This window comes from Rhodococcus sp. BH4 (assembly GCF_002079265.1).
GTDB classification, from domain to species: domain Bacteria; phylum Actinomycetota; class Actinomycetes; order Mycobacteriales; family Mycobacteriaceae; genus Rhodococcus_F; species Rhodococcus_F qingshengii.
In genome coordinates this window covers 1,185,726-1,205,263 of record NZ_CP014941.1, presented here as the reverse complement: position 1 = coordinate 1,205,263, position 19,538 = coordinate 1,185,726, and the positions used below count along the sequence as shown (strand labels likewise).

The following is a 19,538-nucleotide window of genomic DNA, read 5'->3' as shown; positions in this document are numbered from 1 at the left end:
ATCTGACCTCCACCGCGAGCGTTGCCCCTCTCGATCAATCTCGCGATTCGAGATTCACTGCGGGGAAACACAATTCGACAGAAATCCGCGCCGTAGTGAGAACTCCGTTCATACTCTACCCTTACAGGAGGGTAGAGTATGAGAACCTCGTCAGGACGGAATCTCATGGCAGTAACCATCGCTTCATCCACCAACGACAATTCGGTTCGGGCCGCGCTCCGGTCACCTCACCGTCTCAAAACGGAGGTTTTGGCCGGACTGGTCGTGGCGTTGGCACTGATTCCCGAGGCGATCTCGTTCTCGATCATCGCGGGCGTCGATCCGCGGGTAGGACTGTTCGCGTCGTTCACGATGGCAGTGACCATCGCCGTCGTCGGCGGACGACCCGCAATGATCTCCGCAGCTACCGGCGCCGTCGCACTGGTCGTCGCTCCACTGACGCGCGAGTACGGAATCGACTACCTGATTGCGACAGTCCTTCTGGCCGGCCTTCTCCAGATCGTGCTGAGCCTCCTGGGCGTCGCAAGGTTGATGCGCTTCATTCCGCGCAGCGTCATGGTGGGATTCGTCAACGCACTCGCCATCTTGATCTTCATCGCCCAACTCCCCCACCTGATCGATGTTCCGTGGCTCGTCTACCCACTCCTTGCAGTCGCACTTCTGATACTCGTATTCCTGCCGAAACTGACGAACGCCGTCCCGGCTCCACTGGTGGCAATCGTGCTACTGACAACCGCCACAGTCGTTTTCGCGTTCGATGTCCCCAACGTCGGCGACGAGGGCGAGCTTCCGTCGAGCCTGCCGACGCTACTGTTCCCCGACGTCCCCCTGGACATGCACACACTGTCGATCATTGCGCCGTACGCATTGGCCATGGCGCTCGTCGGACTCCTCGAATCGTTGATGACGGCCAAGCTCGTCGACGACGTCACGGATACTCACTCGAACAAGACCCGAGAAGGGTGGGGCCAAGGCGTCGCGAACATCGTCACCGGCTTCTTCGGGGGCATGGGAGGGTGCGCGATGATCGGCCAGACCATGATCAACGTCAAGGTCTCCGGCGCTCGCACTCGAATCTCGACTTTCCTGGCGGGCGTGTTCTTGCTGATACTCGTCGTCGGCCTCGGCGATGTGGTGGCGTTGATTCCCATGGCCGCATTGGTGGCCGTCATGATCATGGTCTCGGTCGGCACTTTCGATTGGCACAGCATCAATCCGAAGACCCTGCGCCGCATGCCGATCGGCGAGACAGTGGTCATGTTGGTCACCGTGGTAGTCACCGTCGCCACCCACAATCTTGCCTACGGCGTGATCATCGGAGTGATCACCGCGATGGTCATCTTCGCCCGCCGCGTCGCGCATCTCACCGAAGTGATCGACGTCGCGCATCCGGACGAGGACACCCGTGTCTATGCGGTTCGAGGCGAACTGTTCTTCGCATCCAGCAACGATCTGATCTACCAATTCGACTACGCCGGCGACCCGAAGAACATTGTCATCGATCTGTCCGAGTCTCATGTCTGGGACGCGTCGACCGTCGCGACACTGGACGCCATCACCACCAAGTACGCGGCCAGAGGCAAGAATGTCGAGATCGTGGGGCTCGACGACGCATCGGCCGAGCGCCACCTGCGCCTGTCCGGTCGCCTGGGTGACGGTCACTGAGAGTATGGAAGCCCAGCGCGAGGAAAGTGGGAGTGATGTCTGAGCCGGAACATGCGGGCCAAGGGCCGAACATGCAGATCGGACAGGTTGCCGAACGCACCGAACTGTCGATCAAGACGATTCGTCATTACGACGAGGTCGGTCTGGTTACTCCGTCCGAGCGGAGCGCCGGAGGATTCCGCCTCTATACCGAGGCCGATGTCCAACGGCTACTGGTAATCCGACGAATGAAGCCGCTCGGATTCAGTCTCGAAGAAATGAAACAACTTCTCGATTCTCTGGCAGTGCTCGGCGACGAAGCTTCGGACGCGTCAACGCGCACCGCTGCAACCGAATTCGTCACCGACTGCCACACCCGGGCGGAAGAAAGCTGCACACACTTACGTAAGCAACTTGCCTACGCCGAAGAGCTGACGGGTTTGCTCGCCGACCACAGTCTCAACGGTGAACGGCATTCGTGATCTGCAAGCTGAACTAAGCTGAGTTGATGGCCCGATACTTCGACGTTCACCCGGAAAACCCGCAGCCGCGCGCGATCAGCCAGATCGTCGAAATGCTGCGCAACGACGCGGTCATCGCCTACCCCACCGACTCCTGCTACGCCCTGGGCGCCCGAATGGACAATCACTCGGGCACCGATCGGATCCGCGAGATCCGTCATCTGCGTTCGGACCATCACTTCACGCTGGTCTGTGCCGATTTCGCGCAGCTCGGGCACTTCGTCCACGTCACCAACTCGGCGTTCCGCGCGGTGAAAGCGGCTACGCCTGGGCAGTACACGTTCATCCTTCCCGCCACGAAGGAAGTTCCGCGTCGGCTGGCACACGCCAAGAAGAAGACCGTCGGAGTGCGTATCCCCAGCCACCCGGTAGTGCGGGCACTCTTGCAAGAGTTGGGTGAACCCATCCTCTCCAGCACCCTTCTCCTGCCCGGCGCCGAGGAACCGATGACGGACGGCTGGCAGATCAAGGAAGAACTCGACCACCAACTCGACGCCGTCATCGACTCGGGTGACTGCGGAACCGAACCCACCACAGTCGTCGACTATTCGTCCGGTGTTCCCGAAATCGTGCGGGTCGGCGCGGGAGATCCTTCTCGTTTCGAGTAGGCCCCGACGTCAGCTCCGCATTTTCCGAGAGCGGAAGGCCGCCGGAGAGGTCCCGAACCGTTCTTTGAAAAGTCGCGAGAAGTGGCTTGCGTCGGAGAAACACCATCTGGTGGCGATCGAGGTGATCGAACTGTTCGTGCGACGCAATTCCTCGCGTGCCCTGGCCAACCGCCGCGCCCGTACCGTCCCGTTGAACGTCTCACCAGATCGGCCGAAAACTCGCTGGACCGTCCGGGCCGAGACCGCGTGGGCGGCGGCAACAGAGGTCAACGACAACGACGGATCACACAGGTGCCCGTCGATCCAGGCATCGATCGACAAGCGCAGACCATCGGAACCGACAGCGTCCTCAGTTCCGATGGTCTGGCTCACTGCCCCGTCGAACAGTTCGAGGGTGGCATTTCTGGCCGCTGATACCGCGGATTCAGGAAGTTCGGCCAACGAATCGGCCAGCATCGACAGATAGGAAACCAACAAACGTACCGACGGTGAGTCCCGTTCCAGCGCGCCGCCGAAAGCCGGCCACGCTCGACCGGAGACTTCCGCCAGGGCCGAGCGCGGAATCAGCAGATTTATCGAACGAATCGACTCCAGAACCTCGAACTCGGCCTGATTGCGCGTATCCCACAGAACTACGTCACCAGCGCCCACGAGAGTCGTCTCACCTGCTCGTGTCAGCGCTTCGCGTCCTGACTGGATTGCGATCAGCACCACCCAGTCTTCTGTGGCGTCGGATACCTGAGTTGCGGTTCGCTTTCCTGTGCACGGATCGCAGCTGAGGTCGACGAGACCGAAGTCGTCCAGCGAGCGTCGCTTGACCGATGCGGTGAATCTCTCCCGGAGATCCGATCGGGATACCTGCACATCAAGGGGAATGAACTGCTCCCGCAGACGAGATTCCCACCATTGGCCTCCCATACCGACAGGAATGCCGTCGGCAGTCTTCTCTCCAGACCGGATGGTGACCATAACTAAGGTTATCGCAAATTCACTTCATGGATGGGCGAAACGGCGCGAAAACACCAAACCGTGGCGCGCAGATACATGACCGAGGCCCCCGACGGGAGACAGCATGTGTCCAGGAGCAGACGAGAAGACACTGCACCGCGAAGCACGCTCGAAGGGAATGTCGATGAAGGCGAAGGCAGCCGTGCTGTGGGATCACAACACACCGTGGAGTGTCGAGGAGATCGAGCTCGCAGATCCGAAAGAACGTGAAGTCCTGATCAAAGTGGTTGCCAGCGGCATGTGCCACTCCGACGATCATGCTGTGACCGGTGATCTGGCAGTCCCGCTCCCCGTGATCGGTGGCCACGAAGGTGCGGGCATAGTGGAGAAAGTCGGCCCCGGCGTACGAGACGTCGAGGTGGGCGATCACGTCGTCCTCTCGTTCATTCCCTCGTGTGGACGCTGCCGCTGGTGCGCAGTCGGACAGAGCAACCTCTGCGACCTCGGCGCCATTCTGATGGCCGGCGCGCAGGTCGACGGAACGTACCGCGCGGCAGCACGCGGGAAGGACGTCGGAACCTTCTCGCTTCTGGGCACTTTCGGCAATTACACGGTTGTACCGGAAGCGTCGGTCGTGAAGATCAACAAATGGATTCCCCTCGAGAAGGCCTGCCTCGTCGGTTGCGGAGTCACCACCGGTTGGGGATCTGCCGTCAACACCGGAGAGGTCTCGCCAGGCGACTCCGTGGTCGTCGTCGGAATCGGCGGGATCGGTGGAAGTGCCCTCCAAGGAGCGAAAATCGCAGGCGCGAGGCACATCGTGGCAGTCGACATCTCGCCGGACAAGAAAGCCATGGCCGAGACTCTCGGAGCAACACATTTTGCTTCGTCGATCGACGAAGCCATGACGCTGGTCAACGAATTGACCTGGGGCGTCATGGCTGACGTCGCGATCCTGACCGTCGGAGTAGCGAGCGGCGACATGATCCAGCCGATGGTCGGACTGATCCGCAAGGGTGGCCGCGTGGTTTTGACGGCAGTCTCACCGATGGGCGCCACCGACACACAGTTGCACCTCGCCGAAATGACCCTGTTCCAAAAACAGCTCCGCGGAAGCCTGTTCGGCGAATGTAACCCTCGCGCCGACATCCCCCGACTACTGAACCTCTACGAAGTCGGACTGCTGAAGCTCGACGAAATGGTCACCACCGAGTACCGCCTCGAAGACATCAACCAGGGCTACGACGACATGAAGTCGGGAAAGATCATGCGCGGAGTCATCATTCACGAACACTGATCACCGATCAGTCGCACCAGTCACGGCGTGACTGGTGCGACTGTCACGGCGTGACGATATCGAACCACAGATCGAAGTCCTCCAGCAGCGAGATGAACGTCTCCAGTTCGGACTGATCTCCCACAGCTTTTGCCGTTCCGGCCTTGATGGATTCGGTGAGCGAGGTCCTTCCCAGATACACCTCGTTGAACACGGCACGGGTCAAGGTCAGAGTCAGGGCGGCCGAAGCATCTGCCTTGTCCATGTCGTAGTTCAGCACGCCGTTGCGCACTGTGACCAGGACGTTGTCCGCGGTGTCCGACAACACGAATCGCAACGACAGGTCTACATCGGCTGCTTTGGGACCGTCGAGGCGAACTGCCCAGAAGTCCAGCATCTGCTCGAGCGGCATCACTGCGACCACGGCCGGGCCAGTGGGGTTGTTGGACGGCATCGGCGCCAGCGGATGCCGCAATTCCATCGCTCCGACCAGGTAGAAGTTGCGCCACGTACCGTTCTCGGCTTGGTAGCCGAGTTGTTCGTACGTGTCCGCCAACAACTCTCGCGCTTTCTGATTGCTCGGATCGGCGAACACCAGATGGTTCACCAGCTCGGCCGCCCAGCGGTAGTCGCCGTCGTCGAACGCCTGCTTGCCCTTGGTCAAAAGTGCGTCCGGTCCGCCGACGGCTTCGACGTAGCGCTTGCCGTTCTCCACCGGCGGATGGGGATTGAGGTGAGCGGGAACGCCGTCGAACCAACCGAGATAGAAGGTGTAGATCGCTTTGACGTTGTGACTGAGCGAGCCGTAGTACCCACGGTTGTACCACTGCTTTCCGATGGCGTCGGGTACCTCGATCTGGTCGGCAATCTCTACCGGTGTCAGTCCCTTGTTGGCAAGGCGCAACGTCTGATCGTGCAGATACTTGTACAGATCTGCCTGATCCGACATCAGCTTCAAGATCTTGTCGTTGCCCCACGTGGGCCAATGATGCTGCGCAAAGATGATTTCGACGTCGGCAAACAGTTCCATTGCCAGACGCACGTAGTGCGACCACGCTTTGGCGTCGCGAGTCTTGGCGCCGCGCAACGTGTATAGATTGTGCATCGTGTGCGTGACGTCCTCAGCTGACCCGAGCGCCTTGAAATCTGGTAAATAGAAGAGCATTTCGGATGGCGCTTCGGTTCCCGGCGCGAGCATGAACGTCACGCGCACACCGTCGATGACCTCTTCGTGCACCGGTTCGGTGATGACGTCGGTAGGCACGGCGAACGTCGAAGTTCCGTGCGAAGTGGACAGGCCGAGACCACCGGATACCTGCCCTTGTGGCCCCGGACGCAGGAACGATCCGTACATGTACATTCCGCGACGTGTCATCGCCGTGCCGGCAAGTACGTTCTCGGAAATCGCTTCCTCCGTGAAACTGTCTGGTGCGTAGACCTTTACGGCACCGGACTCGATCTCTTCGTCGGTGACAAATCCTCTGACACCGCCGAAGTGATCGCCGTGGGAGTGCGTGAAGATGATTGCCTTGACCGGAACCTTCGGGCGGTGCTGGTAGTACAACTCCAGCGCGAGAGCGGCTGTTTCCGCGGACATCAGAGTGTCACCGATGATCAACCCGGTGTCGCCCTCGATGATCGTCGTGTTCGACAAGTCCTGGCCGATCACCTGGTACAGACGATCAGCCAGCTTGAACAGTCCACCGCCCTTTCCCATTAAAGTGGCTTGGCGCCACAGACTCGGGTTGACGGTATCCGGTGCATCGCCGTCGGCGAACCCGTAGGCGTCGTACGAGAAGATGAACTGCCCTTTGTCACCTTTGACCAGTCCGCCATCGATGAGCGGTGCCACGAGACCTCGAGAAATCAGTTCGAAGTCGAAGGTGTCATCGAAAGGAAGGTCACGGAGAACCTGGGCATTTGCCAGGCGAGTCGCTTCGGTGGCGGGCTTGGGGTCGAGTTCGGACGGTGTAGTCATCTTCCCTTACGCTCCTCGGGAACTCGCGGTGACCTGTGTCGGGATATCGGTTCATCCTCGATTCCCACGCAGCCCTCGCGCATCACCCGGAAGGGATGATCAGGTAGCCCGTCCAGCAATCAACAGCGCAACGACGAACTCACGCACCAACGTCCGCTCGTCGTTCTCGTCCGCCCCCGGCACCATGAGCAGCGAGAGAATCACTCGCACGATCCAGCGCGCCCGCGACGCTGTGCCTGCTCCGAGTTCACCGAGCATCGCGACACCAAGTCCGTTGATGACGTCGGATGAATTGGCAAGTTCACCGGCAAGACTCGCATCACCCGGAGTGAACCATGCAGCCAACGTCGGAGTGCTACGCACCGCGGACACTGCAGTGAGTATGGCCGTCTCCAGACGCTCACTCGGATCGTCGATGGTCGCTACCGATTCCGCGATCGCAGTTCCCAGCCTGCGAGCTTCGCGGTGAACGAACGCAACGTGAAGAGCCTGCCGATTCTCGAAGTACCGATACAAGGTGGCCCGGGAACATCCTGCAGCAGAGGCTATCTCCGCCATACCGACCGCGTTGACGCCTTTCGCGACGAACAATTGTGCCGCGCTGTCGAGGATCTTCTCGGCTGCCGCCAAGGCGCGCCCCTCGCCGAGCCAGTCGTTGCTCATGGCCGAGTCACCGACATCGGAGCCGAGAGCGGACGGCGCACGTAGTTGCCCGGCGCGTATTGCATCGCGTCGATGTCGACATGGAAGTCGGGAATCCGGGAAAGCAACTCTTCCAAAGCAACTCGCGCCTGCATTCGAGCTGCCGATGCGCCCAGACAATGGTGGGCGCCATGGCTGAAGGTGAGGATCTTCTGCGGTCGACGCAAGACGTCCAACTCCGCCGCGTCGGGTCCGTACTTCTCGGGATCACGATTGGCCGCACCGTACATCAGCAGAACCTTACGTCCTGCCGGAATCACTTTGCCACCCAAGGCCACATCTCGCGTCGTGGTGCGTGCCAGTCCTTGGACCGGTGAGGTGAGTCGAAGCAACTCGTCGACCGCGTCGGTGATCAATGCGGGATCGTCCAGCAGGATCTGACGCTGGTCGAGGCGTTCGGTCAGCATCGCCACCGAACCACCCAGCATTCCTGTCGTGGTGTCGTTTCCACCGGCCACCATGGTGAAGGCGAAGCCCAGAATCGACAGCAGGCCGGACATGTCGCCGTCTTCACCGAGTCCAGCGGCGAGTAGGTGCGAAATCGTGTCGTCACCCGGTTCGACCTTGCGGCGTTCGATCAGCGAAGCGAAGTACATCATCAGCTCACCGGTGGCGGCCTGCGCCGTCGTCGCTGCCGCGGCCACACCACCTGCCGAATTGGCAGCGACAATGGCTTCGGTCCAGCCGTCGAACTGGTCACGGTCCGATTCCGGCACACCCAGATAGTGTGCGACAACCATCGACGGCAACGGTTTGAAGAGCTCGACGACGATATCGCCGCTGCCACGCGCTTTCAGCGCCTCGATACGTTCGACGACAAATTCGCGAACCATCGGCTCGACCGCCGATACCTGACGCGGAGTGAAACCCTTCGACACCATGCGCCGGAACTCCGACTGCACTGGCGGATCCTGCATCACGAACGGCGGATTGTCCTGCATCCCGATCTGTTCGAGTTCACCGTAGACAGTGGTCAATCCCTTTGCCGACGAATACGTCTCGTAGTCGCGAGCGGCGTTGTAGACGTCTTCGTGACGGGTGAGCACCCAGTAGTCGTCCTGCGGCGCAGCTTCCGGCACAACGTTGTGCACCGGGTCGTTCTCGCGCAATGCGTCGTACATGGCCCAGGGCGAACGCCAGGACTCCCCGGTGGAAGGTACAAACCGTGGCGAATGTGACACAGAAGTTGTCATGACTCGACTATGAGACAAATTGCCGAATGTGTCAACGTTCTACGATCAACCTTTCCCACGAGCAGCATTGAGTAACTCGCATCCACGCAGAGCACTATCGTGTGTCGGGTGATCACGGATCCGAAGAATCATCCGAACAGCTCTGACGCCGGGCGCCGCGCCGTGGTTGCGGTCCTGCTCCCCCGCGAACATCTTCCCTTCATCAGGGACTGGTGCCTGCACCACATCGAGCAAGGCTGGGAGGTTGTTCTCTACGACAACACCGGTTCCGTCGGGTCCACCCGCAAGACAAGCGCATTCAGTCTCAACCGTTGGCACGGCCGCAGCGAGGACAAGAGAGGCAACTCTTACGGCGCCTTCACCCGATCGATGTCGGACAGTGAAGTTCAGGTCGCATTCCGCAAAGAACTGCACGACCTTCCGGTGACGATCGTCGACTGGCAACCGCGCGACGCGGACGGTCGGATCGTGCACGGACAGGTAGAGGCGTACGTCGATTACGTGAGCCGGTACCGCGACACCGTCGCATGGGCAGCATTCATCGACGCCGACGAATACCTCCAACACGCACCAGGATTGGACTGGGAGGTTCTACTTGCCGGCGTTACTCAAGCGGGTTCGCACCGCGTCGTTCTCGATGCTCTGGTCTACGAATCCAGGTGGACGCGCGACGGGCAATTGCGAGACGTCGAGGAATTGAAATGCCTTGGGCTACAGAGCCATGGTTGCAAGAACATACTGAGGCTGTCGGAGATTTTGCGAGCAGACGTCCACTGGGGATGGAAGACAAGCGAACCGGACAGCCTGGTGCGGCCCGACCGATCCCTCTTCCACTTCCGCCATTACCGCGGTTCGGAGGCGGCACTCGACTTCACTCCGCTGCCGAACTTCGGGCCCCAGGTCTACGAAGAAGGTGTGGATGTGCCGGCAAAGGTCGACGTATCACAAAAATGAATGTGCCTGCAAGACACAGGTATTCATCTGCAGGCAAACCTCCGGCCCGCATCCACGAAGGCAATACCTTCAGAATGCGGGCCGGGGGCCGTAAATCCGGTTCAGCGAAGCAATCAAGCCTTCGGCTGCGAGCTTCCTGCGCCACCAATTGCGCCGAGAAGACCTGCAACTGCGCCGATGCCGACGAGAACGCCGCCCAGGCCTGCAATGATCTTCTGGAAGTCGCCGAGAGTTGCGAGGTCCGTCTTGCTGCTGCCAGTGGTGAATGCCATGTCTAGCTCCTCATCATGGAATGTGTACGCGGTCCGCGCGCCCGGTATGTAACGGCGCTCACAATATACGTAAGACGACCGAAATTTGAAGCGGTGCCGCTGAGTGGGACGTAACTCACATCTCATCCAGCGGGAACCCACGAGTAACAATGCGCGATTCGGACAACGCTTCGGGAACCGTTGAATGACGAGCAGGAGAACAGCAGTGGGCAAGTTGGATGGAAAAGTGGCCCTGATCACTGGCGCAGGGCAAGGCGTCGGCCAGGGAGTTGCGTTTGCGCTCGCCAAGGAGGGCGCTTCCGTCGCGGTCGCGGGCCGCACTGAGTCGAAACTCGTCGTCACATGTAACGAGATCGCCGAACGCGGAGGCCGTGCCGAACCGGTGCTCATGGATATCGCCGACGCGGATTCCATCACCGGAGCCGTGGCGCGAACGGTGGAACTGTTCGGCGGCGTCGACATTCTGATCAACAACGCCAGCCTCAACCCGCTCGGCAACGTCCTCGACCTCACTCCGGAGCGCCTTGCCGACGGATTGACGTCCGGCCCCGTCGCGACTCTGCGAACCATGCAAGCCTGTTACCCGTTCATGAAGGAGCGCGGCGGCGGGGCAATCATCAACATGGTCAGCTCCGTGGCCGTCCGCTGGGACGCTGCCGGCTACGGCGGCTACGCGGCCGTGAAGGAATCCGTCCGAGCCCTCAGTCGCGCGGCAGCATGCGAATGGGGCGTCGACGGGATCCGGGTCAACGCGGTTGCTCCCCACGCGTCGTCGCCGGGGCTGCAGCGGTGGGCAGATGCACGCCCGGAGGAGGCTGCCGCCTTTGTTGCCGGGATTCCGCTACGGAGGATCGGCGACTGCGAAACGGACATCGGAACCGCGGTGGCTTTCCTGGTCGGCCCGGATGCCGCGTATCTGACTGGAGCAACAATTCCGCTCGACGGTGGTCAGTCGCGCTGGGGCTGAGAGCTGGCGTCGTCGAAGGCAAGCACCGCCGACTTGGCTTCGGCGATCGGGCGGCGGAAAACGAAACCGACCAGAACGGATGCCAAAACCAAGGCGGCCAGAACAATGAGCCCGACCATCCACCACATGGTTTTCAGTATGCCCGAACCGACCTCCGCCGGACGCGCGCCACGGCCGTCGGAAAGCGGCGACAGCCTCGAAAAGTGCTGAACACCAGTCAAATTCCGTTTTGCCTGTTTCCTGAGCTTCTTGAGAAGCCGTGATCGATGACACATATTCGGATCCCGAACCGGAACGCGTGCGTGACTACGACGACACCTCGGTGCATCCTGGCAGGTATGGAATCCGCTGTTTCGGCCCAACTCACCGACGGAAGCACCCTCACACACCCGTGGGGCGGGACAAGCAACATCACCGATCTCGGCGGTGACGTTCACTGGATCGACTTCGGCGGTCCCAGCGGAGCGCCGCCCATCGTGCTCGTTCACGGTCTGGGCGGCTCGCACCTGAACTGGGTGCGGGTCGCACCGGCGCTGGCGGCGCGCACGCGCGTGTACGCCCTTGACCTCGCCGGATTCGGACTCACCTCTGCCCGTGGGCGACACACCGGCGTCGATGCCAACACAGTACTTCTGAATCGCTTTCTCGACACAGTGGTGGGTGAGCCCGCCGTCCTGTTCGGCAATTCCATGGGCGGAATGATCTCGGCAATGTCGACCCATGCCAGTCCCGAATCAGTCGCCGGCCTGGTCCTGGTGGATCCGGCGCTCCCCCTGCCCGTCCAACTTCCCGATCTGACCGTCGCCGCCCAGTTCGCGCTCTACTCGATGCCGTACGTCGGTGAGCAGGTTCTCGGCTTCGGACGCCGAAAGATGTCAGACCGGCAGTTGGCCGCTCAGATGACCAGATTGTGTTTTGCCGATCCGACGCGAGCCGACCCCGCGGTCCTCGACGCGGGCGCCGCCTTGACGGCGATTCGCCGCAACGAACCTACCCAGGATGCCGAATTCCTTCAGGCAGCACGGTCACTGCTGATGACCCTCGCCCGTCCTGCCTCCTATCGAAAGACATTGCGAGAGATCACGACTCCGACGCTCCTGATGCACGGCGATCGCGATCGGCTTGTCCCGGTCGAGGCCGCACGGGCAGCCGCTGCTGCACATCCACACTGGACCACCATCATTCTCGGCGACACCGGCCACACCCCACAATTGGAGATTCCGGACGAGTTCACCCGTCATGCGCTCGCGTGGCTCGATCGCACGGGGCTGATCAGGAGCTGACACGTACCGGCACTACACCCGCGGAACGGCCTCGCCGATCGAGCAAGTGCCCCATCAACTTCGGAGTATCAAGAACGATTCGGCGGTCGTCTGCGTTGGCAGGTCCGGCCCACCGGGGAACGCGAAACGGTCACATACCCCAAAGCTCTCGAACCCTGGGAATGTGTCGGGGTACGCGCGTAGCGTGAGATTCAGGCCTTCCTCGGCCAATCATTTCCGCGTCCCCTGCTTGTGTATCCGTTTCGGTTAAGGAGAGTTTTCAGATGCCCGCACGCACAGCGCTCGACGGAACACCCTGTTGGATCGACCTCACCAGCTCCGACACCGAGGTTGCCAAATCCTTCTACACCAACGTGTTCGGCTGGCAGGCTGACACAAACGACGACCCGCAGTACGGCGGCTACGCGATCTTCAGCAAAGACGGGCAGCCCATCGCCGGGCTCGGACCCCAGCAGGAGGGAAACCCCTACGGCAACGTGTGGACCACCTACATCTCCTCGACTGATGCGGCAGCGTCGGCGTCCAAGGCCCAAGCCGCGGGCGGAACGATCATGATGCCGTCGATGCAGGTCGGTCCTCAGGGCAGCATGGCGATCGTGGGCGATCCGGCCGGTGCCGTCGTCGGCATCTGGCAGGCAGATCAGCACCACGGCTTCGGTTTGGTCGGCGAGGCCGGAGCGCCGGTCTGGCACGAGACCTTGTCCAAGAACTACGCCGCGGTCCTGCCGTTCTACACCGACGTGTTCGGCTGGACTTACGAGTCCATCGGTGACAGCGACGAGTTCCGGTACTCACAGGCCAAGCAGGGCGACACCGTCGTCGCCGGTTTGATGGATGCCAGCTCGTTCCTCCCGGCAGAGGCGCCGTCGTTCTGGCAGGTGTACTTCGGGGCGGACGACACCGATGCGGCCGTCGCCAAGGTCGTCGAATTCGGCGGCAGCGTCTTGCGCGATCCCGAGGACACGCCCTTCGGTCGTCTCGCGTCGGTGGCCGATCCACTAGGTGCCAAGTTCCAGATCTCCACGATCATGGAATGAATCTCCGCGCGGAGGCCGCACCGGTCCGCGGTCTCTGCGCGCTGATCATCTGGAAAGTCCGGATTTGACCGCACAGATTTGAACACTCGCCCAGAAGGTATGCAGTTTTCTGCGTCCAACGCCTAATCTCATGGGATGCCCGCCCCCGCCCCTCTCCTCGATGTGTACTCGCAGCCGACTCTGTCGACGCTTGCGCCGTCGGTACTCGCTTCTCTCGGAGTGAGCGGCGAAGCGAACCGTCTCGATCTACAGCCCAGCAAGAAGACCGTAATTCTACTGGTAGACGGGATGGGCGCGAACTTGCTCGCCCGCAACGCCGAACACGCACCATTCCTGAATTCACTCGTCGGAACGCCCATCCGGGCAGGCTTCCCCACGACGACGGCCACCAGCATCGTCTCACTGGGGACCGGTCTGCCTTCGGGAGCGCACGGCATCACCGGCTACCAGTCCTACGTCGAAGAAGCCGATTCGGTGTTCAACTGGCTGGGTTGGCACAGCGCGGGCAAGAAGGAATCTCAGACCGACTCCATCGTCCCGGAGACCCTGCAGCCGCAGGCCACGACGTTCGATCGCGCCGCCGCAGCCGGCATCACCGTTACAACCGTCGTACCGTCGAAGTTCGACGGCAGCGGCCTCACCCGTGCCGGGATGCGCGGTGCCCAGTTCGCCGGAATCCAGGCATACGGAGACCTCCTCGCTCGCACCGTGGCGGCGTCGAAATCTGCCGACCGCACGTTCACGTACTGCTACATCAGCGAGATCGATGCACTCGGCCACGTCTACGGACCCGAGTCCGAGCCGTGGATCTTCCAACTGATGCTGGTCGATCGACTGGTCGAGCAACTCGCCGCGGCTCTCGGCCCGGACGTGAGATTGCTGGTGACGGCAGACCACGGAATGGTCGACGTGTCGGACGAGAACAAGATCGACTTCGACAACACTCCGATTCTGTCCAAAGATGTACTCGCTCTTGCCGGTGAACCTAGATGTCGTCACATCCACACCCGAGAAGGCGCTGCACAAGATGTTGCGGACCGCTGGCGCGCCGAACTGGGTGACCGCATGTGGATCGGGACGAGGTCCGAGGGCATAGTCGCAGGATTGTTCGGGCCTGCAGTGCATTCCGAGTATCACGGCCGGATCGGTGACGTCATCGCCATTGCGTCCGGGGACGTGGCCGTCGTACGTCGATCTGTCGAATCGGGACTGTCCGGCCTCCGTGGACAGCACGGCGCCCTCACTCCGGACGAACTGCTGGTACCGCTCTTGTCCTCAGGACAGCAGTAGGGTTCGCGCCCGGCGAATCTCGGGAACACCGACGACCTTGCATGCGCCCAACAGGACGACGGCACCGACGGCCGCACCCGCCGACAATGAAATAACAGCAGCAAGCCTGGGCTCGGGAACTCGGTTCTGAACCGCCACCACCAAAGCGAGCGCACAACCACCTGCCAGAATTGCCGCCGCCGAAATCCTTCCGACGGTGGCCTGCACGCGACGGAATCCCAACAGCCCGTATCGCTTTCGAAGAAGGATGTGGCCGAGCACCGCTCCACACACGTAGGAGAACGAGCCGGCGGCACAGACGGCCAGGACCAGCCTTTCGTCACTCGCCGACAGTGACGCAAGAAGGACGAGCGCAGTCTTGGCGACCACCATCACCAGGGCGATCACCGCGGGAGTTCGGGTGTTGTTGTCGGCGTAGAACACTCGCAGCTGAAGCATGACCATCGCAAAGGGCACCAGCCCGAATGCACTGATCGCAACGGCCGTCCCGATCAACCGGGCACTGCTGCCGTCGACCCGGCCGAAGAAGATCAAGGTGGTCAACGAGGGACCGAACACCATGAGCGCCACAGTCACCGGGATCAGCGCCACCACAGAATACCGGGCTCCCCGGCCGAGATCGGATACGACGCCGACGTCGTCACCCGCAGCAACCGACCTGGCGATCCGCGGCATCAGCACCGTCAACAACGACACACCGAGAATGCCGTACGCCACTTGAAACAGCAGATCCGCGTGCGTGTACATCGAGTAGACGTGACGGGAGAGAGTGACCTTCATCGTCACCCACACACCGATCTGGCCGGCAACGACGTACACAAGTACCCAGCCGAGCAACGGCGCCCCGACGCGCACCGGGCGCCAGGTGTGCGGTACGACCCGCACGCGAAGGCGCCACCGAAACCCGTTGCGGTGCAGCGCTCGAGCAACGACGGCGGTTTGCGCCACGATCCCGAGCAGAGTGCCGATACCGATCACCAGAACCTGCGCGGTGGTCATCGACTCGGGAGTCAGAGCCACCGGCCCCGGGATACACAGGAAGACCGCGACCGTCACCAGAAGGACGACGTTGTTGATCACCGGTGCCCAGGCCGGCGCGCCGAATACCGATCGAACGCTGAGCACAGCCGTCATCATCGCCGTGACGCCGTAGAAGAAGATCTCCGGAAGAAGCAAGTACGCGAAGAGCGTCGTCAGCTCTCGTTGAGCCGGATCATCGATCACGGCCGAGACCAGAGGCGGCGCGCACACCACGGCCACTACCGTCACGAGCGCAAGAGCCAGCGCTCCGACGGTGAGAACGCGCTGCGTCTGCTCTCGTTCGAGCGTCCGCCCACGGCTCCGTTGCCGCGTCAGATACGGAAGCAGGACGCTGGCGAGAATCCCGCCGAGGAGGAGCTGATAGACCATGTTCGGAAAACTGTTTGCCGCGTTGTACGCATCACTGACCAGGGCGATGCCCAGGACCGCGGCAAGGGCAAGGGTGCGGACGAAGCCGGTGATCCGACTGACCGTGCTGGCGAGCGCCACTTGCCCGCCCATCTTTGCCAAGCTGCCGCCCGTCACACCATTACGTTCGGACTCCCGTTCGGACTCCCCCACGTTCTCGACCATCTCGCCAGAGTGCCACATCGCAGACGTTCGACGATCCGGACGGAAACGGAAGGGCGCCCCGAACCGTGGGTTCGAGGCGCCCTTCCGTAAGGAACAATCAGGCGGATTCTGCTCCAGCCAACGGCGGCATGACGACAACCTGACCGGCGAAGGACAAACCCGCACCGAAGGCGAGAAGCAATGCCTTGTCGCCCGGCTTGCACTGGCCGTCGCGCAGCATCTGCTCCATGGCGAGCGGGATCGAGGCCGCGGACGTGTTGCCCGTCTCGGCGATGTCGTTGGAGACGGGGAAGCCCTCGGGCAGCTTCATGCTGCGAGCGATGACCTCGTTGATGCGCTGGTTTGCCTGGTGCGGCACAAAAGCGTCGATGTCCTCGATACCCAGCCCCGACTTCTCCAGGGTGCGAGTGGCGACCTTGCCCATCTCGAAGGCAGCCCAGCGGAACACCGCGGTGCCGGCCATCTTGATCCACGGCCGAGGTCCGGTCGGGTTCTTGGTGTAGTCGAGCCAGCTGGGCTCCTGAACGATGGCGTCGGACTGGCTGCCGTCCGAACCCCACTCGACCGGGCCGATTCCGACGGTGTCGCTCGGGCCGACGACAACTGCGCCTGCGCCGTCACCGAAGATGAAGCGAACGCTGCGATCGGTGGGCTCGGTGGCCTCGCTCATCAACTCGACGCCGACGACGAGTACGTGATCAACCGTGCCACCGCGAACGAGATCGCTGGCCACTGCAAGAGCGGTACAGAAACCGGCGCAGCCTGCCGCGACGTCGAATGCAGCCGGACCCTTGATGCCGAGCTCGTGGGCGACGATGGACGCAGCCTGGGGAGTCTGCAGGTCCCACGTCGACGTCGCGATGATCACGGCACCGATCTGCTCGGGTGCAATGCCGCTGACGTCCAGTGCTTTACGGGCCGCGCTGATCGACATCGCGAGGATGCCTTCACCTTCGCCGGAGAACCGGCGCGACTTGATACCCGATCGCGTCTGGATCCACTCGTCGGTGGAATCGATCAGCTCGCAGATCTCGTCGTTGGTCACGACTCGCTCCGGGCGGTGAACGCCGAGCCCGAGAAGGACGGACTGCCGACCTCCGGCCACACTGGCAATCGGCTTACCCATTGATCGATCTCCTCGTTGGTTTCTGGTGATGACGCGCATTCGACATCACACGTTACGTACAGGACATAAGCCCCTGCCTCTCAGGTCACCGTTCGATCACGGCAACAACATGAGGCTGGCTCACATTACGCTTCGGTCAGGTATGTAGTCCAGATCCACGATCAGGCGCGTAAATGAGCTAGAACTGCCAAAACACGACGATGCCCGCTTTCGGAAGCCGACAGGCCGAGTTTTGCGAAGATATTTCCTATGTGCTTGCTCACAGCAGTGTCGCTGACGACCAGTTTCCTGGCGATTTCCTGATTTCCCAGCCCCTCCGCCATCAGTCCGAGAACCTCGGACTCGCGTGGCGTCAGCGATCTGATCGGATCGTCGGCGCGTCGACGGCTCATCAGTTGGGATACGACCTCGGGATCCATCACGGTTCCGCCGTCGACGACCCGGTTCAATGCGTCGACGAACTCGGCTACCTTGCCGACCCGTTCCTTGAGCAGGTACCCGACCCCGCCGGCGCCTCCTGCCAACAATTCACCGGCGTAGCGATCCTCGACGTAAGCGGAAAGGACCAGGACGGGAAAGCCCGGGCGAAGCTTGCGCACCTCGATCGCCGCTCGAAGTCCCTCGTTGGTGAAAGTAGGAGGCATCCGGACGTCGAGCACCGCGGCGTCGGGGGTTGTCTCCTCGAACACCGTGAGGAACTGTGCGGCGTCGGAGACGGCAGACACCTCGAAGCCCTCTCCACGGAGCAGCAGGGCCAGCCCCTCTCGCAGGAGAGCGTCGTCCTCGGCGATCAGAATCCGCACGGTAGTTCCACCCTCATCGTTGTCGGTCCACCCTCCGGGCTCTCCAATACTGCGGTTCCTTCGAAAGCCTCGACCCGGCGTCGAATACCCGCCACGCCGCCGCCCGGGCGTTCGTTCGCGCCGCCGTGACCGTCGTCGATCACGTCGATGAGCATCGTCTCACCCGACGAGTCGTCCGACGTCTCCGTCCGTGCCGTGACGGTGACCCTGCGGGCTCCGCTGTGTTTTGCGACGTTGGTCAAGGCCTCGGCGACGACGAAGTACGCAGCAGCCTCGACGGCAGCCGGGGCACGGCGGAGCTCGTCGATCTCGAGTACGCAGGGCACGGCGGAGCGCCCGGCGAGCGCCGAGATCGCGCCCTCCAGACCCAACTCGTCGAGGATCGGCGGGTAGATGTCGTGCACCAACGTCCGGAGTTCGCTCAACGCCTCGGTGGCCGCATCCTGGGCCCGATGCAGTTGTGGCAGAGCCTGGTCCGGGTTGATCTGCAACGACCGCTCGGCCATCCCCAACATCATCACCACCGCGACCAGACGGTTCTGCGCTCCGTCGTGCAGATCCCGCTCGATGCGCTTGAGTTCGGCCGAATGCGCGTCGAGCGCCGCAGCGCGGCTGGCCGTCAGGGCGGTGACGCGCTTCGAGAGGTCCGAACGCGTATCCGGCGCAAGCAAAGTCGTGGTCGACCAGCTGATCCATTTCGCCATCGCGGGGATCAACCACCACGCGATCAGGAAGTACAGGATGCCGATCAACGGCATTCCGGCAGCGCCCAGCCACGACGTCACGGGGTACGGGTTGTTGACGGGTTCGCCCGCGGGCATCTGCTGCCAGTACAGCGGGACGGCAATCGCATTGAGCGCACCGAGTGGCAGAGCAATGGTCAGCATCGCCGCGAGGAAAGCACCCAGACCATGAATCGACAACCAGGCCGCGTCGCGCCTCGTCGACTGATCGGTGAGGAACCGGCTCCAGTCCCCGAATGTCGGATTGCTGGGCATCGGTGGGTATCGCTGCAGAACAGGGCGTCCGGTGTACGCAGCGGTGCGTTTGCGAGCCAGGCCGGCCCACCACCGGAGCACTCGCACGTACGACGGCAACAGCAACCAGCCGACGATCAGAATCGAGAGCGACAACAGAATGAGACCGACCATCAGCAAGAACAGGGAAACCACAGCTGCCGCGCCCTCGACGAGCACGTACACCGCAGCCCTGGTTCTCTTCTTCACTGCCCCAGCATGCCGCACCACACCGCACGATCCACTACAGCTGGCTACACCATTATTTCGGGACTCTGCTGGATGTCGACGAATGGCGAATCTCCA

19 protein-coding genes are annotated in these 19,538 nt (G+C 62.0%); 9 read left to right on the top strand and 10 right to left on the bottom strand.

Annotated elements, in window-relative coordinates; translation table 11 throughout:
* Positions 1-165 precede the first annotated feature (165 nt).
* From A0W34_RS05535 to A0W34_RS05525, 3 genes are read left to right on the top strand one after another with little or no spacing between them, the layout of a single operon-like run.
* Entirely contained in the window at positions 166-1,665 is a 1,500-nt protein-coding gene (locus tag A0W34_RS05535) for a SulP family inorganic anion transporter (protein WP_232329993.1), read from the top strand.
* Between the two features lie 35 nt (positions 1,666-1,700).
* Entirely contained in the window at positions 1,701-2,126 is a 426-nt protein-coding gene (locus A0W34_RS05530; RefSeq protein WP_007734605.1) for a MerR family transcriptional regulator, read from the top strand.
* A 26-nt stretch (positions 2,127-2,152) separates the two neighbouring features.
* Positions 2,153-2,773: an L-threonylcarbamoyladenylate synthase gene (locus tag A0W34_RS05525; protein ID WP_003945756.1), complete on the top strand. Its 621-nt coding sequence runs from the start codon at positions 2,153-2,155 to the stop codon at positions 2,771-2,773.
* A 9-nt stretch (positions 2,774-2,782) separates the two neighbouring features.
* Here A0W34_RS05525 and A0W34_RS05520 read toward each other — a convergent pair whose 3' ends face one another.
* Positions 2,783-3,742 (bottom strand): helix-turn-helix domain-containing protein, encoded by a 960-nt coding sequence (locus A0W34_RS05520; protein ID WP_081557438.1) that lies wholly within the window; start codon positions 3,740-3,742, stop codon positions 2,783-2,785.
* Between the two features lie 163 nt (positions 3,743-3,905).
* On the opposite strand from A0W34_RS05520, the gene A0W34_RS05515 reads away from it, so the two are divergent.
* A complete protein-coding gene (locus tag A0W34_RS05515; RefSeq protein ID WP_054827326.1) occupies positions 3,906-5,018 on the top strand; it encodes an NDMA-dependent alcohol dehydrogenase in 1,113 nt (370 codons plus the stop codon).
* Positions 5,019-5,061: 43 nt separating this feature from the next.
* Here A0W34_RS05515 and A0W34_RS05510 read toward each other — a convergent pair whose 3' ends face one another.
* The 3 genes from A0W34_RS05510 to A0W34_RS05500 form a co-directional block, all read right to left on the bottom strand.
* On the bottom strand, positions 5,062-6,975 hold the full coding sequence (locus A0W34_RS05510; protein ID WP_081557437.1) for an alkyl/aryl-sulfatase: 1,914 nt from the start codon (positions 6,973-6,975) through the stop codon (positions 5,062-5,064).
* 99 nt (positions 6,976-7,074) lie between these two features.
* Complete coding sequence (locus A0W34_RS05505) at positions 7,075-7,638, bottom strand: TetR/AcrR family transcriptional regulator (protein WP_058227331.1); 564 nt, start codon at positions 7,636-7,638, stop codon at positions 7,075-7,077.
* Positions 7,635-8,870, bottom strand: a complete 1,236-nt coding sequence (locus A0W34_RS05500; RefSeq protein WP_042920218.1) for a cytochrome P450 — start codon at positions 8,868-8,870, stop codon at positions 7,635-7,637. The genes A0W34_RS05505 and A0W34_RS05500 overlap by 4 nt, the downstream gene beginning before the upstream one ends.
* A 108-nt stretch (positions 8,871-8,978) precedes the next feature.
* Between A0W34_RS05500 and A0W34_RS05495 the strand changes: the two genes are divergently transcribed.
* Entirely contained in the window at positions 8,979-9,824 is an 846-nt protein-coding gene (locus A0W34_RS05495) for a hypothetical protein (RefSeq protein WP_064112929.1), read from the top strand.
* A 113-nt stretch (positions 9,825-9,937) separates the two neighbouring features.
* Here A0W34_RS05495 and A0W34_RS32720 read toward each other — a convergent pair whose 3' ends face one another.
* Positions 9,938-10,096 (bottom strand): hypothetical protein, encoded by a 159-nt coding sequence (locus tag A0W34_RS32720; RefSeq protein ID WP_156423205.1) that lies wholly within the window; start codon positions 10,094-10,096, stop codon positions 9,938-9,940.
* 205 nt (positions 10,097-10,301) lie between these two features.
* Between A0W34_RS32720 and A0W34_RS05490 the strand changes: the two genes are divergently transcribed.
* Positions 10,302-11,063, top strand: coding sequence for an SDR family NAD(P)-dependent oxidoreductase (locus tag A0W34_RS05490; protein ID WP_042452547.1), 762 nt, complete (start codon positions 10,302-10,304; stop codon positions 11,061-11,063).
* Here the strand turns inward: A0W34_RS05490 and A0W34_RS33110 are convergent.
* Positions 11,045-11,182 (bottom strand): hypothetical protein, encoded by a 138-nt coding sequence (locus A0W34_RS33110; protein ID WP_003945592.1) that lies wholly within the window; start codon positions 11,180-11,182, stop codon positions 11,045-11,047. The two genes, A0W34_RS05490 and A0W34_RS33110, sit on opposite strands and share 19 nt — an antisense overlap.
* A 219-nt stretch (positions 11,183-11,401) precedes the next feature.
* Here A0W34_RS33110 and A0W34_RS05480 point away from each other — a divergent pair, with 219 nt between their 5' ends.
* The 3 genes from A0W34_RS05480 (at position 11,402) to A0W34_RS05470 (ending at position 14,673) form a co-directional block, all read left to right on the top strand.
* A complete protein-coding gene (locus tag A0W34_RS05480) occupies positions 11,402-12,346 on the top strand; it encodes an alpha/beta fold hydrolase (protein ID WP_081557436.1) in 945 nt (314 codons plus the stop codon).
* Between the two features lie 263 nt (positions 12,347-12,609).
* Positions 12,610-13,383 (top strand): VOC family protein, encoded by a 774-nt coding sequence (locus A0W34_RS05475; protein WP_042452552.1) that lies wholly within the window; start codon positions 12,610-12,612, stop codon positions 13,381-13,383.
* Between the two features lie 135 nt (positions 13,384-13,518).
* Positions 13,519-14,673, top strand: coding sequence for an alkaline phosphatase family protein (locus A0W34_RS05470; protein ID WP_007734589.1), 1,155 nt, complete (start codon positions 13,519-13,521; stop codon positions 14,671-14,673).
* On the opposite strand, the gene murJ is transcribed toward A0W34_RS05470, so the two are convergent.
* The 4 genes from murJ to A0W34_RS05450 form a co-directional block, all read right to left on the bottom strand.
* The gene (gene murJ / locus A0W34_RS05465) at positions 14,659-16,287 is read right to left on the bottom strand and encodes a murein biosynthesis integral membrane protein MurJ (RefSeq protein WP_232329992.1); all 1,629 of its coding nucleotides are present in this window, start codon (positions 16,285-16,287) and stop codon (positions 14,659-14,661) included. The two genes, A0W34_RS05470 and murJ, sit on opposite strands and share 15 nt — an antisense overlap.
* 97 nt (positions 16,288-16,384) lie before the next feature.
* Positions 16,385-17,413, bottom strand: coding sequence for a beta-ketoacyl-ACP synthase III (locus A0W34_RS05460; RefSeq protein WP_003945837.1), 1,029 nt, complete (start codon positions 17,411-17,413; stop codon positions 16,385-16,387).
* Between the two features lie 161 nt (positions 17,414-17,574).
* Positions 17,575-18,216 (bottom strand): response regulator transcription factor, encoded by a 642-nt coding sequence (locus A0W34_RS05455; RefSeq protein ID WP_042452561.1) that lies wholly within the window; start codon positions 18,214-18,216, stop codon positions 17,575-17,577.
* On the bottom strand, positions 18,204-19,442 hold the full coding sequence (locus A0W34_RS05450; RefSeq protein ID WP_232329991.1) for a sensor histidine kinase: 1,239 nt from the start codon (positions 19,440-19,442) through the stop codon (positions 18,204-18,206). The genes A0W34_RS05455 and A0W34_RS05450 overlap by 13 nt, the downstream gene beginning before the upstream one ends.
* Positions 19,443-19,538: the final 96 nt, after the last annotated feature.